This window comes from Tianweitania sediminis, assembly GCF_017813335.1.
Taxonomy (GTDB): domain Bacteria; phylum Pseudomonadota; class Alphaproteobacteria; order Rhizobiales; family Rhizobiaceae; genus Tianweitania; species Tianweitania sediminis.
This window is the reverse complement of the sequence record NZ_JAGIYY010000001.1, coordinates 980001-997153: the sequence shown is the minus strand read 5'-3', so window position 1 is coordinate 997153 and position 17153 is coordinate 980001. Positions and strand designations below refer to the sequence as shown.

General features: G+C 60.9%; 12 protein-coding genes, 1 tRNA gene, 2 rRNA genes and 1 pseudogene (1 of these 16 only partly in view). 3 read left to right on the top strand and 13 right to left on the bottom strand.

Annotated elements, in window-relative coordinates; translation table 11 throughout:
* Positions 1 to 51: 51 nt before the first annotated feature.
* Complete coding sequence (locus J5Y06_RS04760; protein WP_209333905.1) at positions 52 to 246, bottom strand: BrnA antitoxin family protein; 195 nt, start codon at positions 244 to 246, stop codon at positions 52 to 54.
* 242 nt (positions 247 to 488) lie between these two features.
* Between J5Y06_RS04760 and J5Y06_RS04755 the strand changes: the two genes are divergently transcribed.
* Positions 489 to 650, top strand: coding sequence for a hypothetical protein (locus J5Y06_RS04755; RefSeq protein WP_209333904.1), 162 nt, complete (start codon positions 489 to 491; stop codon positions 648 to 650).
* Between the two features lie 10 nt (positions 651 to 660).
* Here the strand turns inward: J5Y06_RS04755 and J5Y06_RS04750 are convergent, their stop codons facing one another.
* The 6 genes and pseudogenes from J5Y06_RS04750 to bcoG form a co-directional block, all read right to left on the bottom strand.
* Complete coding sequence (locus tag J5Y06_RS04750; protein WP_209333903.1) at positions 661 to 1602, bottom strand: alpha/beta hydrolase; 942 nt, start codon at positions 1600 to 1602, stop codon at positions 661 to 663.
* Positions 1602 to 2384: a carnitinyl-CoA dehydratase gene (locus tag J5Y06_RS04745; protein WP_209333902.1), complete on the bottom strand. Its 783-nt coding sequence runs from the start codon at positions 2382 to 2384 to the stop codon at positions 1602 to 1604. Before J5Y06_RS04745 ends, J5Y06_RS04750 begins: the two co-directional genes overlap by 1 nt.
* Positions 2381 to 4462 (bottom strand): acetate--CoA ligase family protein, encoded by a 2082-nt coding sequence (locus tag J5Y06_RS04740; protein ID WP_209333901.1) that lies wholly within the window; start codon positions 4460 to 4462, stop codon positions 2381 to 2383. The genes J5Y06_RS04745 and J5Y06_RS04740 overlap by 4 nt, the downstream gene beginning before the upstream one ends.
* Complete coding sequence (locus J5Y06_RS04735; protein ID WP_209333900.1) at positions 4459 to 5622, bottom strand: acyl-CoA dehydrogenase family protein; 1164 nt, start codon at positions 5620 to 5622, stop codon at positions 4459 to 4461. The genes J5Y06_RS04740 and J5Y06_RS04735 overlap by 4 nt, the downstream gene beginning before the upstream one ends.
* 7 nt (positions 5623 to 5629) lie before the next feature.
* Positions 5630 to 6697, bottom strand: a pseudogene (locus tag J5Y06_RS04730) (3-hydroxyacyl-CoA dehydrogenase NAD-binding domain-containing protein); the annotation flags it as partial.
* An 11-nt stretch (positions 6698 to 6708) separates the two neighbouring features.
* Positions 6709 to 7632 carry a 3-dehydrocarnitine:acetyl-CoA trimethylamine transferase BcoG gene (bcoG, locus tag J5Y06_RS04725; RefSeq protein ID WP_209333898.1) on the bottom strand — a complete coding sequence of 308 codons (924 nt, stop codon included), beginning with the start codon at positions 7630 to 7632 and terminating at the stop codon, positions 6709 to 6711.
* Between the two features lie 77 nt (positions 7633 to 7709).
* On the opposite strand from bcoG, the gene J5Y06_RS04720 reads away from it, so the two are divergent.
* Together J5Y06_RS04720 and J5Y06_RS04715 are read left to right on the top strand one after the other, a co-directional pair.
* Entirely contained in the window at positions 7710 to 8690 is a 981-nt protein-coding gene (locus tag J5Y06_RS04720; RefSeq protein ID WP_209334385.1) for a GlxA family transcriptional regulator, read from the top strand.
* Positions 8691 to 8789: 99 nt separating this feature from the next.
* The gene (locus J5Y06_RS04715) at positions 8790 to 10241 is read left to right on the top strand and encodes a CYTH and CHAD domain-containing protein (RefSeq protein ID WP_209333897.1); all 1452 of its coding nucleotides are present in this window, start codon (positions 8790 to 8792) and stop codon (positions 10239 to 10241) included.
* Positions 10242 to 10247: 6 nt separating this feature from the next.
* On the opposite strand, the gene xylA is transcribed toward J5Y06_RS04715, so the two are convergent.
* The 6 genes from xylA to J5Y06_RS04685 form a co-directional block, all read right to left on the bottom strand.
* Positions 10248 to 11558, bottom strand: coding sequence for a xylose isomerase (xylA, locus tag J5Y06_RS04710; RefSeq protein ID WP_209333896.1), 1311 nt, complete (start codon positions 11556 to 11558; stop codon positions 10248 to 10250).
* 39 nt (positions 11559 to 11597) lie between these two features.
* A complete protein-coding gene (xylB, locus tag J5Y06_RS04705; RefSeq protein WP_209333895.1) occupies positions 11598 to 13046 on the bottom strand; it encodes a xylulokinase in 1449 nt (482 codons plus the stop codon).
* A gap of 114 nt (positions 13047 to 13160) precedes the next feature.
* On the bottom strand, positions 13161 to 14480 hold the full coding sequence (locus tag J5Y06_RS04700; RefSeq protein ID WP_209333894.1) for a tetratricopeptide repeat protein: 1320 nt from the start codon (positions 14478 to 14480) through the stop codon (positions 13161 to 13163).
* A gap of 104 nt (positions 14481 to 14584) precedes the next feature.
* Positions 14585 to 14661, bottom strand: a tRNA-Met gene (locus J5Y06_RS04695).
* A 124-nt stretch (positions 14662 to 14785) separates the two neighbouring features.
* Positions 14786 to 14900 (bottom strand): 5S ribosomal RNA (rrf, locus tag J5Y06_RS04690).
* Between the two features lie 231 nt (positions 14901 to 15131).
* A 23S ribosomal RNA gene (locus J5Y06_RS04685) occupies positions 15132 to 17153 on the bottom strand; it runs 787 nt beyond the window's last position.

The window sequence follows — 17153 nt, the reverse complement described above, 5'->3', positions numbered from 1 at the left end:
GCGGACAGAAACGCCGCCGTCCAGTCGATGCAGCGGGAAAGATCAATCAGGCTAGAGCTTTGCAGTCCTGAGGATGAGGTTGACCTTTTCCTGCCAATCCGGTCCGAGCGCCTTGATCTTCTCGGCAACATCCGCGTCGAGTTCAACGCTCATCTCAACGCGGCGGTCGGGTGTCGATGGGGACAGCGGGATGAACTCGCCACCCGCCTTTTCGTAGCTCAAACGATCGTCATGTTGCTTCTGCATGCGTACTCCCCCTGTCTGCATGACGCCACATTCCAAGAGCGAGCCTTGTATGCCCGATCAGATGTGTTCCTTTCAGCACCGCGAACTCCAGCGTCGCTTTTGCTCAGGGATGTCATTGCCGCCCGCTTGCGGCTTTGCCGCCGCTCCCGTTTTCGCTAGGACGCTCTCTTGAGAGTCGACGCGGCCGTGTCATACGAAAGATCAGGCGCGCAGGCCAGCCACCGAACCTGCGAGGACGTCTCTTGAGCAAAGCCCTTTCCATCATCATTCTGATAATGATGGCACTTCATTTATGGCGGCCTTTGGGCCTTCCGGGCCTGCGCAAGCGAAAAGACGTTTGGAAAATCGCGGTTTTCGCCCTGGCTGCCATCGCTCTGACAACGCTGCTGTCGCACGAACTTTGATGAGAGCGACTCAGTAGGGCCACTCCTTGTGCCCAAGGAACGATACTGCGTTCACGATGCGGGTGAAGCTGTCGCGCGCCTTGGCGACGGAATGCCGGGCCCGCAGATAGCCGTGCACAAGCCCCGCCTCCTCCTGCCACCAGGCTCGCCCCCCTGCTTCCTGAATCCGGTCGCGGTAGGTCTCGCCGTCGGACGAAAGAGGATCGCATTCTGCCGTGATGATGGCGGTTGGCGGCAGGCCGCTCATGTCCGGGTCCCTCAAGGGCGCGAACGTATAATCCTTTGACAGATCGCCGCCGCTCGTGCGCACCGCGCGATAGAAATCGAGATCACGCTTGGTCAGCATCGGCGCGTCGGCATGGGTGACGTAGGAGCCCTCGCTCTGGTTCCCGCCGAGCCCTGGATAGATCAGCACTTGCCCAATCGGTGGGTTAGGCTGTCCGCGCGTTGCATGCGCCACCGCAGCCGCCAGATTGCCGCCAGCAGAATCCCCGCACAACACGATGGGCTTGGGACGTGTTTGCAGAAAGCGGAACACTGTCATGGCATCGTTGAAGGCCGCCGGATGCTTGTGTTCAGGAGCAAGCCGGTAGTCCACAGAGATGACGTCGAAGCCGGTCTGCGCGCAAATCTCGGCGCAAACGTCGTCATGACTTTCCAGCCCGCCGAGAATAAAGCCGCCACCATGAAGATACATGACGGCTGCCGCATTGTCGGGATTGTCGCGCCGGTACACGCGGCATTGCACATCACCGGCGGGATCTTCCACCGGGCCTGTGCCGGCAGTGACCCCGGCGGGGTAGCCCGAATGGAACTCGCGGCACATCCGGTCGTAGATCGCGCGCTGCTCCTGGACTGTGTAATCCACCGTGTCCGGCGGATAATAGCTGTTGGTGCGCTCGATAAACGCCCAGGTTTCCGCATCGATCAGCTTGGAATAATCCGCGGCCATCACTTGCCTTTCCAAACAGGATCCCGCTTTTCCGCAAAGGCCTTGAAGCCTTCCATGTTGTCTTCCGAACCGTAAAGCTCATCAACCGTCCGGAATTTGCGCCGCATGATGAAGTTCATCATGTCCTGAAAGCCCCTGCTTTCGGCTTCGCGCGCCACTTCCTTGATCGCCGCGAAAACCAGCGGCGGGCCGCCAGCAAGCAGCCGCGCGACCTCCCAAACACGATCTTCCAGCTTGTCGGCCGGCAAAACCTCGTTGACGAGGCCCCAGCGATGCGCCTCGGCAACGTCCATCCAGCGACCGGTCAGAAGCAGATCCATGGCAACATGGTAGGGGATGCGCTTCGGCAGCTTTATGGTGGCCGCATCAGCCAGCGTACCGGCCTTGATTTCAGGCAGCGCAAAGGAAGAGTGCTCGGACGCGTAGATCAGGTCGCAGGAAAGCGCGAGTTCAAAGCCACCGCCAACTGCCATGCCGTTCACGCAGGCGATCACCGGCTTGTTGAGATCGCGCAGCTCCTGCAGCCCGGCAAAGCCGCCCACGCCGTAATCGCCGTCGACAGCGTCGCCAGAAGCCGCAGCCTTCAGATCCCAACCGGCCGAAAAGAACTTGTCGCCGGCGGTTCGAACAATCGCGACCCGCAAATCCGGATCGTCGCGGAAGGCCTGGAACGTCAGTCCCATTTCTCGCGATGTGGCAAGATCGATCGCGTTTGCCTTTGGCCGGTCGAGCGTCACTCCGAGAACGCCACCCTCCCTGCGCGTCTTGATGAACTCGCTCATGCGCGGTCTCCTTCCAGTCGTTCCACAATCAGGGCGTCCGCGATCCAGGCGCCCTTGCCTGCCGGACAAAGGATCAACGGGTTGATGTCCATCTCCTCGATGCCGTCGGCATGCTCGAGGGCAAAGGCGCCGATCCGCTCGATGGCAGCGATTGCCGCCATGAGATCAGCCTTCTCGCGTCCGCGATAGCCGTCAAGCAGCGGAAAAAGCTTGAGCCCACGCAGCGCCGCCTCGATCTCGCCGGCCGAAGCAGGAAGCATCAGAGTTGCCGTATCCTGCAGGAGTTCCACAAGCACGCCACCGCTGCCCAGCGTCATCACCGGCCCAAAAAGCGGCTCGCGCGTGATGCCGACGATGAGTTCCGCCACAGCGCCAGTCACCATGCGTTCGACATAAAGGCCGGTCCCCAGACCCACCATGCGATGCGCGGCTTCGCGAAGCGCAGCCTCGTCCTTCAGGTTGAGCAAGACTGCGCCGGCATCGCTCTTGTGCGCAACCCCCAACGCTTTCAGGGCAACAGGGAAGCCGAGTTGCTCAGCCGCTGCCACTGCTTCTTCCGTGCCGGCGCACTCCATGCCTTGTGGAACGGGCAGGCCAGCTTGCGCAAGGGAGGCCTTTGCGGCTGCTTCCGTCAGGGTGTGCGTTATGCCATTTGGCCTCGAAGCCGCGGTGGGCAGGGCAGCAGATGGAGGTGCAGACCACACCTTCCCGATTGCCAACGCAGCCTCCGCCGCATCCATGGCTTCGGCAATGCCATGGATGGGCACAATTCCTCGCCCGAACAGGTCCTGTGCGACGGCTTCCGGCAGGTTTTCGCCCATGGAAGCGACAACCGCGCCCTTGGCGCCATGGCTCTTCAGTGCGGCCTCAAAAGCATTTACCGTTGGCCACCAGGCCGCGTCGGAGCAACGGTCGGTGCGAGGAAAGTCGAGAACAAGCACGTTGAGATCGTAGCCGCCGGAAACCATGGCGGTGAAGGCCTGGGTCAGTGCGGGCTCGTTGTTCCAGATGAAGGTGTTGTAATCCAGCGGGTTAGCGACCGCGACCAGCGGCCCCAGCGCCTGTTTTACCCGCGCATAATGGTGCCGCTCCATCTTCGGAAAAAACACGCTACGACCTTCGGCGCTGTCGGCCATCACCGATGCTTCTCCGCCAGAACAGCTCAGCGAGGAAAGCGCGCCACCCGTCAGCGGACCTACGCCGTGCAACAGCTTCAGCGTCTCGATGAAAGAGGGGATAGTATCTACCCGCGCAATGCCGAGGCGCTTCAGGAAAGCGTCGGATGCGGCATCCGAGCCTGCCAGCGACGCCGTGTGCGAGACGGTCGCAGCGCGCGCCTGTTCCGACCGCCCCACCTTCATGGCAACGATCGGCTTGCGCAGTTCGCGCGCCCGCGCCGCGAGCCGCTCGAACCCGGCGGCGGAATCGAAACCTTCAATATGCAGGCCAAGAACCGAAACGCGAGGGTCTTCGATAAGGCCGAGCGCCATATCGGACAGGCCGGTTTGAGCCTGATTGCCAGCCGTCATCAAGAACGCGACCGGCAGGCCGCGCTGCTGCATCGTCAGGTTGCAGGCGATGTTGGAGGATTGCGTGATGATCGCCGCCCCGCGGGCGCCTTCCGGCAGGCGTTGTCCGCCATGCTGGTCAGGCCAAAGCAATGCACCATCGGCATAGTTGATCAGGCCGTAGCAGTTCGGGCCGATGATCGGCATGTCGCCGGCCGCCGAGATAAGTTCGCGCTGCAGCCGCGCACCGTCCGCATCATCCGCGTCCGTTTCCAGGAAGCCAGCCGCGAAACAAATTGCGCCGCCGGCACCCTTGGCGTGCAGTTGCGCCACCATATCCACTGTAAGCGTGCGGTTGACGCCGATGAAAACGGCATCCGGTGCGCCTGGCAGAGAAGCGACGTCGGGATAGGCGGTGACGCCAGAGACCTCGCTTTTCGTCGGATGGATCGGCCAGATTTCGCCGGCAAACCCCATCTTGAGCGATTGTGCCACGACGGCCGTCCCAAAGGCCCCGCCCCCAACCACAGCAATCGATCGGGGCCGAAGAAGACGCTCGAGGCGGCTCATCCGCCCACCGCGCGGAGCAGCGAACGGCTGATGATGTGGCGCTGAATTTCCGAAGTACCCTCCCAGATCCGCTCGACCCGAGCGTCGCGCCAGATGCGTTCCAGCGGCAGGTCGTCCATCAAGCCCATACCGCCATGGATCTGGATGGCTTCATCGGCCACAAACGCGAGCATTTCGGTAGCCTTGAGCTTGGCCATTGCCATGTCTTCGTCGGTGACGGTGCCGGCATCGTATTTCCAGCCGGCTTCCATAACCATCAGGTTGGCTGCCTTGAGCTCCGTTGCCATGTCGGCCAGCTTGAAGGACACGCCTTGGAACTTGCCGATCTGCTGGCCGAACTGCTGCCGTTCGGCCGCATAAGCGATCGACTGCTCCAGCGCGCGTTCGGCTCGGCCAAGACAGGTGGCGCCAACCTGGAGGCGCGTGGCGCCGAGCCAGGAATTCGCGACTTCGAAACCTTTGTGCACCTCGCCCAGCACCTGGCCGGCGGGCAAACGGCAGTCGTCGAATTCAAGAACGGAATTCGTGTAGCCGCGATGCGAAACATTGCGGTAGCCATCGCGGACGGCAAAGCCCGGCGTGCCCTTGTCGACGAAAAAGGCGGTGATCTTCTTGCGTTTGCCGCGCGGCCCTTCTTCCTCGCCCGAGGCCATGAAGCAAATTGCGAAATCCGCGATGTCGGCATGGCTGATGAAATGCTTGGTGCCATTCAGCACCCAGTCGGAGCCGTCCTGCACCGCGGTCGCCTTCATACCGCGCAGGTCGGAACCCGCGCCCGGTTCCGTCATGGCAAGACAGTCCCACTTTTCGCCGCGAATACAGGGATAGAGATACTTCTCCTTCTGCTCGTCGGTGCCGGCCAGCAGGATGTTGGAGGGCCGGGCAACGCAGGTCCAGTGCAGCGCATAATTCGCGCGGCCGAGTTCCTTCTCGTAAAGCAGCCAGGTCAGGGTATCGAGCCCCGCACCGCCCACCTCTTCCGGCATGTTGGCGGCGTAGAGCCCGGCTGCGATCGCCTTGCCCTGGATCTCCTTGATGAGGTCCATGCGCAGATGGCCCGTGCGCTCGACTTCGAGTTCATGCGGGTAAAGCTCGTTCTGGACAAAGGCCCGCGTCGTATCGACGATCAGCTGCTGCTCTTCCGAAAGACCGAAATGCATGGGTTCAGCCCTTCTTCTTCGCGCCGACTTTCCTCGGCTTAGTCGCCTTGGCCTTTTCGGCCGCCTTGGAAATCTTGGGCGCGCCCTTACCGAGCCGCGTGACATAGGAGTTGTGCAACTCGCCGGCGCCCCACCCCTGGCCATTCTCGGCCTTGGCCAACGCTTCCATGATGCCGATCAGGTTTTCGTCGCGGATCCGCTCAAGTTCGCGGATCGACCATTTGGAGGACTGATCGTCGGACTGTTTCGCGACAAGGTCGACCAGCTCGTCATTGAACTCCGGCACATCCATCAGCTTGGTCCAGGGCCAGGAGAGTGCCGGGCCGAACTGAGCCATGAAGTGGCGCATGCCTGCTTCGCCGCCGGCGATACGATAGGTTTGGAACATGCCCATCTGCGCCCAGCGCATGCCAAAGCCATAGCGCATGATGTCGTCAAGTTCCTCGACGGTGCATATGCCGTCCTTGATCAGCCACAGCGCCTCGCGCCATGCAGCCTCAAGCAGACGGTTACCGACAAAGGCGTCGATCTCCTTGGTGAGCACAACGCATTTCATGCCAATGCTGGTATAGGCTTCGCGCGCACGCTCCACCGCTTCTTTGCTGGTCTTCTCGCCAGGCACGATCTCATTGATCGGCAGGAGGTAAACAGGGTTGAACGGGTGGGCGACTAGGAAGCGTTCAGGGTGCCTCAGGTCCTTTGCCATGTCGGTCGCCTTGAAGCCCGACGTGGATGACCCAATCAGCGCGTCCACCGGAGCCGCGGCATCGATCTCCGCCAGCGTCTTCAGCTTGACGTCGAGCCGCTCCGGCACGCTTTCCTGGATTAAGTCGGCGCCAGCTACGGCTTCGGCGATTGACAGTGAATAGGTGACCTCGCCTTCCCTAGGCAGGCCCTTGACCGCCATGCGCTTGTAAGCGCGCCGTGCATTGTCGATCACCTCATCAATCTTGCGCTTGGCTTCAGGATGGGGATCGAAGACCTTTACGTCGATCCCGTTTAGCGCAAGCCGCGCGATCCAGCCCCCGCCGATAACGCCGCCGCCGATCGCTGCAGCCTTGGTGATCTTGGTCATGGCTTGCATCCTCAGGCAGCGGAAGGCAGCGGCGCGCGCTTGGTCAGGTTCAGTTTCTTGCGGACTTCTTCCGGCCCGATGACGCGTGCGCCCATCGTTTCGATCACGGTCACCGCCCGCTCGACAAGCTGAGCGTTCGTGGCAAGCACGCCCTTGTCGAGCCACAGATTGTCTTCCAGCCCGACACGCACATGGCCGCCGGCAAGAACCGAGGCTGCTACATAGGCCATCTGGTTGCGGCCGAGCGCAAAGGCCGAAAAGGTCCATTCCTTCGGGACGTTATTGACCATTGCCATGAAGGTATTGAGGTCGTCCGGTGCGCCCCAGGGCACACCCATGCAAAGCTGCACCAGCGCGTCCGGTTTCAGAACACCCTCTGCCACGAGCTGCTTGGCAAACCAGAGATGTCCGGTGTCGAAAGCCTCGATCTCGGGCTTCACGCCAAGCTCGGTCATCATGCCGCCCATTGCGCGCAGCATGCCGGGCGTGTTGGTCATCACGTAGTCGGCTTCCGCGAAGTTCATCGTGCCGCAATCCAGCGTGCAGATTTCCGGCAGGCACTGGCGCACATGCTCCATGCGGTTGGTGGCACCCCCCATGTCGGTGCCTTGTTCCTTGAGCGGCAGCGGATTCTCAGGATCACCGAACACCATGTCGCCCCCCATGCCAGCGGTGAGGTTCAGCACAACGTCGACATTGGCGTCGCGGATGCGCTCCGTCACTTCGCGGTAAAGATGCACGTCGCGTCGCGGCTTGCCGGTTTCGGGATCACGCACATGGCAATGAACGATGGCCGCGCCGGCCTTAGCGGCATCGATGGCGGATTGCGCAATCTGCTCAGGCGAACGCGGCACATGCGGGCTGCGGTCCTGTGTTCCGCCCGAACCGGTGATGGCACAGGTGATGAAAACCTCGCGGTTCATTTCGAGCGGCATGGTGCAGATCCTCCTAGATTGGAAGCGCGATCATCCACGCAGTTGGCACCGGCCGTTTGATGATTTACGAAGCTCGGTTGATGAAAAGCGAACCAGCGTCGATCTTCCGTTCTGAAGATGCGCCCTTGCGCATGACCTTTCTCGTCTTCTCCGGAGCCTCGATCATGTGCGTGGCATCCGCTCTCGATCCGTTGCGCGCTGCCAACCGTATTACTGGTGAAAAGCTGTTCGACTTCCACCTTGTGTCGGCGGATGGAACGCCTCCGATCACCACGTGCGGATTGCCGGTCGCGGTGAATGGCTCCTTCGATGCAAGCAGACCGACCGACGTGCTGATTGCGATCGGGGGCTTCGGCACACGGCTTCAAACCAACCGGCCCTTACTTGCAGCCATTCGGCGCGTCGGCCGTGCGGCGAGGGCGGTCGGGGGCGTGGAAGCCGGAACCTGGGTGCTGGGCCATGCCGGTCTGCTGGAAGGCAGGGCCGCCACCACGCATTGGGAAGACATGGAAGATTTCGCCACCGCGTTCCCCGGCAGCGATGTCAGGCCTGATCGGTATGTGATCGACGGTCCGGTTTTCACCGCCGGCGGCGCGTCGCCAACGTTCGACCTGATGCTGCATCTGGTGCGCACAAGGCTTGGTGCCGTTGTGGCGCTGGATGTGGCGTCCGTCTTTATCTATGATCAGGCGCGTGCTCCCAACGATGCGCAGCCTTTGGTGTCGCTTGGCCGTTTGGACCGTCACGATCCCCGCCTAACAACCGCAATCCGCCTGATGGAAAGTCACCTTGACCAGCCGCTGCCGATCTCTGCGATCGCGCGGCGGGTGGGCGTCAGCACCCGCACGCTGGAAAAACTGTTTTTGAAGGCGCTCAACGAAACGCCAGGCGCTTATGCTTTGCGCTTGCGCCTTGCGACGGCGCGGCGACTCGTTCTCGACACGCGGGAGCCGATGGCCGTTGTGGCCGAACGCACGGGCTTCTCCAGCGCAGCCGGTTTCACCCGCGCCTTCGCGCGCGCCTTCGGCAAGCCGCCGGGCCGCATGCGCAGCGGCTGACCCTCTGCTGGAGACTCGCGACATAAATGGTAGCTACTGTCAGAAAAGCGAAAACCGCCTTAGCTATGATGCGAAGCGTTCGCCGTTGTGAGGCTCGGAATGGAAATTGAACTGAAGCTTCAGATTGCTGAAGACGATGTCGAGAAGATCGCATCATCGGGCCTGTTTGGAAGCGACCCGGATACGCTCGAGCTGAAGGCGACCTATTTCGACACGCCGGAACGACAGTTGCGGGCCAACGGGTTCTCCCTGCGCATTCGCCGCGAAAACGATCAGCTTGTCCAAACGCTGAAAGGCACCTCGAGAAAGGCGGCGGGCCTGTTTGCGCGCCCTGAATGGGAGCGCGTCGTGCCATCGGAAACCCTGGTGATCGACAGCCAAACGCCGTTGGCGATGCTGCTCGGCCACGATGCGGACAGCCTGACGCCGGTGTTCCGCATGAGCGTTAAGCGCCGTCGCTGGCAGTTCGTGGATGGCGAGGACGCCGTCGAGTGCGCCTTGGATGTCGGCGAAATCCTCGCCTCCGAACGTCGTTCGCCGATCCACGAGATGGAAATGGAAAGCAAGCGCGGCGATCTTGCCGTGCTGTTTCGGCTTGCCCGCCAGCTTGACGAACTCGCGCCGGTCCGGCTGAGCGTCAACAGCAAGGCCGAACGAGGTTATCTGTTTCTGGAAGCTCAAGCCGAGAGCTTCAAGGCTGAGTCGGTCGAACTCGTGCCCGAAATGTCGGCACAATCGGCGTTTCAGGCGATCATCACCGCCTGTTTGCGGCACTACCGGCTAAATGAAGCCCTGCTTCTCGATACGAGGAACCCGGCCGCGCTACATCAGGCACGCGTGGCGCTGCGGCGCCTCCGCGCCGCGCTCACGATCTTCAAGGCTTTATACGCTGATGACGATGCCGAGCTGATCCGCCGTGACCTGAAATGGCTCGCGGGCCTTTTGGGTGAAGGGCGGGACCTCGATGTTCTCATCAAGCGAAACGAAGCGGAAGCACTGCGCGAAAGGCTGCAAACGGCGCGCGACGAAGCCTATGACCGCATCATCACGGCGCTGAACGGCAAGCGCGTGCGCATGATGATGATCGACCTAGTTGAGTGGACCTCGATGGGACCATGGCTGACGAACGAGGACACGCACGAGCAGCGAACCAAGCCGGCGCCGATCTTTGCAGCGCAACCGCTCAAGAAATTCCGTAAGAAGGTCAAGAAGGGCGGTGGCAAGCTCGACCAGCTGGAAGAAGCCGAGCGCCATGAGGTCCGAAAGGACGCAAAGAAGCTGCGCTATGCAGCCGAGTTCTTTGCCGGCCTTTACACGGACAAACGCCAGCGCCGGCGCCACGGCAAATTCGTGGCAGCCCTGGAAGCCTTGCAGGACCAGCTCGGAGCCTTGAACGATCTCGCCGCAGCGCCGGATCTGATCCAGCACCTTGGCTTGAGCGATGATCCCGATGCGCAGGCGCTTGCAGGCGGCACCAAGAAAAAGAAGCTGATCGCAGCTGCGTCCGAAGCGCATGGCGACTTTGCCGACGCCAAGCGCTTCTGGGAGTAAGAGCCGTCAAACGTAGCGGTTGACGACGTTTTCCAGCCATTCCTGTTTGCCGGAACGCGGCTGCGGGTCGACCGCATCCTTGATCACGCGCCGCGCCACGTCTTCCAGCGTGCGCTGGCCCGAAAGTATCGCCTGGCCTTCCGCGCTGTTCCAGCGGCTGTAACGCTCCTCGACGAAGCCGCTCAAGACACCGTCCTCAAGCATTCGGGCTGCAGCCTTCAACCCGCGGGCGCAGGCATCCATGCCGCCAATATGGGCGACGAGCAGATCCTCGGCATCAAGCGACTGGCGGCGCAGCTTGGCGTCGAAGTTGGTGCCGCCCGTGGTAAAGCCGCCCGCTTTCAGGATCTCGTAGTAAGCAAGCGCCATTTCCGGCACATTGTTGGGAAACTGGTCCGTGTCCCAGCCAGACTGGTAATCGTTGCGGTTCATGTCGATTGAACCGAAGATGCCGAGCGCGGCTGCCAGCGCAAGTTCGTGCTCGAAGGAATGGCCGGCAAGGATCGCGTGGCCCTGCTCGATGTTGACCTTGACCTCGTTCTCGAGCCCGAACTCCTTCAGGAAGCCGTACACCGTCGCGACATCGTAGTCATACTGATGCTTGGTCGGTTCCTGCGGCTTGGGCTCGATCAGGATCGTGCCGGTGAAGCCGATCTTCTTGGCGTAGTCCACGGCCATGGACAAGAAGCGGCCGGCCTGCTGGCGTTCGCGCTTGAGGTCGGTGTTGAGCAGCGTTTCATAGCCTTCGCGCCCACCCCACAGCACGTAGTTGGCACCGCCGAGCTTCTTTGTAACATCGATGCAGTGCTTCACCGTTGCGGCGGCATAAGCAAACACATCCGGGTCAGGGTTGGTGGCGGCGCCCGCCATATAGCGGCGGTGGGAAAACAGGTTCGCCGTACCCCACAGGAGCTGGACGCCGGTTTCTTCCTGCTTGCGGGCAAAGATGTCGACGATCTCGTCGAGCCGGCGTGCGCTTTCGGTGAAACTCTGCCCTTCCGGCCGGACATCGGCATCATGAAAGCAATAGAACGGCACGTCGAGCGCGGTGAACATCTCGAAGGCAACGTCGGCCTTCAGCCTGGCGCCGGCCATGTCATCGGTGAACCAGGGCCGCTCGAAGGTCTGGCCGCCGAACGGATCACCGCCGGGCCAGGCAAAGGAATGCCAGTAAGCCACCGCAAAGCGCAGGTGGTCTTCCATGCGCTTGCCCGCCACCACCTCATCCTTGTTGTAGAAGCGGTAGGCGAGCGGATTGGTGCTATCCGCACCTTCAAAGCGCACCGGCTGAACGTCGCCGAAAAAACCTGTGGTCATGGGAAAGATCCTTCCGAAAAGAAGCGGATGGGGAACGGCTCAAGCCGCTTTCATGGCGGGGTAAAGCCGGCGATAGCGGCCGTAGGCATCCGCGAAGGCGGACATTACATCGCCTTCGGGGTCGATGGTGGATCGCGTTGCCGGCGGCGTGCACACAACCACAGGATCCGCACCTGTTGCTGCGATCAACCCAAGCCGTGCCGCGCCGAACGCCGCGCCGAAATCGCCGTCCGCCGGCAGGTCGACCGGCGTTCCAAGCGCAGTGGCAATTGCCTTGAGCCAATAGACCGAGCGCGACCCGCCGCCGATTGCGGTGACGCGGGCGAGCTCGGTTCCGGCGCTGCGGAGGGCCTCCAGATTGTCGCGGATCGCGAAAGCCACGCCTTCAATCACGGCCTGCGTCATCTCAACCGGCCCGGTTTCTTGTTCCAGGCCAACAAAGGCACCGCGGATCAGGGCATCATTGTGCGGGGTCCGTTCTCCGGAAAGATAAGGCAGAAAGGTCACGCCCGTTGGCGCCCTGAGCGTTTCGCCGAGCGGCTGTGTGAGATCTGCCGCCTTCTTTCCGGTGATGCGCGACAGCCAGTTCAAGGAGTCCGTCGCCGACAGGATGACGCCCATCTGGTGCCAGGTATTCGGCAGCGCGTGGCAGAAGGTGTGCACGGCACTTTCTGCATTGGGGAGATAGGATGCGTTGGCAGCAAAAAGAACGCCGGATGTACCCAGCGAAACGAAAGCGGAGCCCGGAGTCACCGTGCCCATGCCGCAAGCTGACGCCGCATTGTCGCCGGCGCCGCCCGCGACCACGACCCTGCTGCCCATGCCCCATGAGGCCGCGAGCTCTGCGCGGACCACGCCACCCACCTGCGTTCCTTCCACCAGGCGCGGCATGTGGCTCTCGTCGAGATCGGTTGAGGCCAGAAGCTCCGACGACCAACGGCGGTTGCCGACGTCGAGCCACGCCGTCCCAGCAGAATCCGACATCTCCGAGATGGTCTCGCCCGTAAGCCAAAGGCGCAGGTAATCCTTGGGCAGAAGCACCTTGGCGACCTGGGCGAACAGGTTCGGCTCGTTTTCCTTGACCCAGACGAGTTTGGGAGCGGTGAAGCCCGGGAACACAATGTTGCCGGTGATCGAACGGAAGCGAGGATCGGCATCGAGAATGGCGGCTTCCTTGTGCGAGCGCGTGTCATTCCAAAGGATGCAGGGGCGCAAAACGGCGCCGGACGCATCGAGAAGGGTGGCGCCATGCATCTGCCCGGAAAGGCCGATCCCCTTCACAGCCACAAGTTCCGCAGGATGGCTGGCCCTCAATCCTGCAACAGCGGTTTGCGTTGCGTTGAGCCAGTCTTGCGGGTTCTGTTCCGACCAGCCGGAACGCGGGCGCGAAACCTGAAGCTCGCCATTGGCGGATGCGATGATGCGCTGCTCGCCGTCCATCAGCAGGGCTTTGACGCCCGAGGTGCCGAGATCGAGTCCGAGATACATCGCAGTCCTCCAGTGAAACGGGCAAGCGCCCGCAGCGCGGTCCACTCATAGCAAATCGCCCGAAGCCGAGAAGCCGCAAACGCCGGATGCGCCAGATTTCTTTGCGGCTCGAAATTAAGGGAGGAGGACGGCAGCCCGATCGGCAAAAAGATGGGACAGAGGACTTTCGGGGCGGCTCTGCTTACGTGCCCCGGCAAGCATTGCTGCCGTTTCGCCATCCCGGGCACGCAACGCCGCTTCGATCAGCGTGAGGTCGATCACGTCCCGCTGCGCATGGCTTCCGCCGAAGCGATGCGCGATCTTCGACAAGGGCTTCAAAAGCGCCACGACCTCGCGATACTGCCCTTGGCCAAACAGCCATATGGCCTTGGCCGCCGGATGGCCAACGTCGCGCGTGAATCCGGCATTGTCGCTGGTTCCCCTCATGGTCGACTGCTGCGCCTCCAAGAGGCGCGCGGCCGCAGCCGGCCGCCCGGCACCCACAAAGGCCATCATGGCATGCATGTCATTGAAGGCGTAGTTTGCAGCACCAGCCGCCGGCTCCCAGGCATCCGCGAGCGTGTTCCAGCGCTGCCCGGCGTCGATGCCCCCGAGATGCAGCCGCCAAAGAATGGCGGAGGCATCAACCATGTTGAGAACGGCCTTGGACTGGTTGCCCCAGATCGGACCATCATAAAGCGCCAACACCTCGTCGGCCTCGCCGAGATCGAAGTGGAAAAGAGCGAGGTGCCACCAATTGTGCACCTGGAGAAAGCTTTCCTGCGACCACACATCCGGGTTGGCGCGCATCCAGGCAATACCGTCGCGCTGGCGGCATTGCATCTCCATCACATGCGCGACCGCATGCTGCGCCCAGCCGTTGCGCGGCTCGAGTTCCACGGCGCGCCGACCGGCCTTCTCGGCCGCTGCGTAGTCGCCGTTTTCTTCGAGGCCGAAGGCATGCGCGGCCAGCACCGCGTGGTAGCCGGGCATCCGCTCGTGCCAATGCGGCATCGCCAAGCCGATCCGATCCCGTAACCGAGCGGCATTTCCTGTGAAAAAATCAATCTGATGGCCAGCCTGCAACGCGAGTGCGTCGCGGGGCTCGGTTGTTGTAAGCTCTTGAAGAAGAGCGCCGGCATCATGCCACCCACCCCTAGTCAAAGCCCCGAGCGCCGCAACATGAACCCGCTCACGTTCGGTGCCGCTTGTGGCTTGCGCCGCCTCGTGAATCTTCGCCGCTGTTCGGGTCGCCGCGGCATCCGTGCTCAGCGCGAAAAGGTATCCTTTCAGCACATGGGCCATGGTGAAATGCGGGTCGAGTTCCAAGGCTTCATTCAGCCGGGCGACGGGATCGCCGCCGAAGCGCTGTAGATTGCCCAGGGCAACGGCGTAAAGCTCGCGGCTGCGACTGGAGGCGCCGCTCAAAGGAAGTCCAAGGTCATCTTTCTGCATGCAGCCGCTCCATCCGACGCAAGGATGGGCTTCTTGTGCGGCAAAGCAAGGGCGGCAAGTCCGTGCAGACGCCGCCGCCGTTCTTTAAAACCTGAGGTAATTGTTGGTTGCGGGGGCAAGATTTGAACTTGCGACCTTCAGGTTATGAGCCTGACGAGCTACCGGGCTGCTCCACCCCGCGTCACCGATACGCTGATTGGGTCAGCGTTTGTCTTCGGCCTTTGGCCTTTTTGATGTGGCTTGGCCGGAGATTGGGTTGTTCTGTGCGTGTGTGATGAGAAGCTTTTGAACGATGCGTTTTGCAGACCTGGCAGCGACTTACTCTCCCGCGTCTTGAGACGAAGTACCATCAGCGCTGGAGCGTTTCACGGCCGAGTTCGGAAAGGGATCGGGTGCAGCCACTCCGCAATAACCACCAGGTCAACGAAGCGCATTGTTCAAAGGTTTGAGAAGCTGGTGCAGGGCTGAGCCCTTTTTATCTTTTCTGCTTGGTTTCGCGATCCTGGCGTCGGCGCTTTTGCGCCGCAAGGCCGAATTGGCCGCCGGGCACTTTTGCCCGCCCTCGCGGAGCGTTCGGCCTGGAGGGCCGATACGACGCGTGAGTGCTAAAGATCGCGTGTCCATCATCTTTGATGGGCACGAGTAATGAGAATGATCAAGCCGATCGAGCTATTAGTACCGGTAAGCTTCATGCATTGCTGCGTGTCCACACCCGGCCTATCGACGTGGTGGTCTTCCACGGCTCTCAGGGAATACTCGTTTTTAGGTGGGTTTCCCGCTTAGATGCCTTCAGCGGTTATCCCGTCCGAACGTAGCTACCCTGCTATGCGGCTGGCGCCACAACAGGTCCACCAGAGGTTCGTCCATCCCGGTCCTCTCGTACTAGGGACAGATCCTATCAATATTCCTACACCCACGGCAGATAGGGACCGAACTGTCTCACGACGTTCTGAACCCAACTCACGTACCGCTTTAAATGGCGAACAGCCATACCCTTGGGACCTGCTCCAGCCCCAGGATGCGATGAGTCGACATCGAGGTGCCAAACAACCCCGTCGATATGGACTCTTGGGGGTCATCAGCCTGTTATCCCCGGCGTACCTTTTATCCGTTGAGCGATGGCCCTTCCACACGGGACCACCGGATCACTATGACCGACTTTCGTCTCTGCTCGACTTGTCAGTCTCGCAGTCAGGCAGGCTTATGCCATTGCACTCAGCGAACGATTTCCGACCGTTCTGAGCCCACCATCGCGCGCCTCCGTTACTCTTTAGGAGGCGACCGCCCCAGTCAAACTACCCACCATACACTGTCCCGGGCCCGGATAACGGGTCGCGGTTAGACATCCATGAAGATAAGGGTGGTATTTCAAGGGTGACTCCACCAAGGCTGGCGCCCTGGCTTCAAAGTCTACCACCTATCCTACACATGCCGTCACGAATGCCAGTGTAAAGCTATAGTAAAGGTGCACGGGGTCTTTCCGTCTAACCGCAGGAACCCCGCATCTTCACGGGGAATTCAATTTCACTGAGTCTCTGCTGGAGACAGCGGGGAAGTCGTTACGCCATTCGTGCAGGTCGGAACTTACCCGACAAGGAATTTCGCTACCTTAGGACCGTTATAGTTACGGCCGCCGTTTACTGGGGCTTCGATTCAGAGCTTGCACCCCTCCTCTTAACCTTCCAGCACCGGGCAGGCGTCAGACCCTATACGTCGTCTTGCGACTTCGCAGAGCCCTGTGTTTTTGGTAAACAGTCGCTACCCCCTGGTCTGTGCCACCCTCCTCTGCTTGCGCAAAAAAGGGTCACGCTTCTTCCGAAGTTACGCGTGCAATTTGCCGAGTTCCTTCAGCAGAGTTCTCTCAAGCGCCTTGGTATACTCTACCAGTCCACCTGTGTCGGTTTCGGGTACGGGCTATAAGGAGGAGCTATTTCCTGGGACCGCTTCGAAGCCCAACCAATCCAATAAGGTTGAACAACACACACGATCCGTCACTACCTCCAGGCTCACGAATATTAACGTGATTCCCATCGACTACGCCTTTCGGCCTCGCCTTAGGGGCCGGCTAACCCTGCTCAGATTAACTTTAAGCAGGAACCCTTGGACTTTCGGCGAGAGGGTCTCTCACCCTCTTTATCGTTACTCATGTCAGCATTCGCACTTCTGATATCTCCAGGCGCCCTCACAGGTCACCCTTCACAGACTTACAGAACGCTCCGCTACCGCTTGCATCAAAGATGCAAACCCAAAGCTTCGGTGTATGGCTTGAGCCCCGTTACATTTTCGGCGCAAAGACCCTTATTTAGACCAGTGAGCTGTTACGCTTTCTTTAAATGATGGCTGCTTCTAAGCCAACATCCTGGTTGTTTTGGGATCCTCACATCCTTTCCCACTTAGCCATAACTTGGGGACCTTAGCTGTTGGTCAGGGTTGTTTCCCTTTCCACGACGGACGTTAGCACCCGCCGTGTGTCTGCCGACTAGTACTCCTCGGTATTCGGAGTTTGGTTAGGTTTGGTAATCCGGTGAGGACCCCTAGCCCATCCAGTGCTCTACCCCCGAGGGTATTCGGTCGACGCTCTACCTAAATAGATTTCGCGGAGAACCAGCTATTTCCGAGTTTGATTGGCCTTTCACCCCTAGCCACAAGTCATCCCAATCTATTGCAACAGAT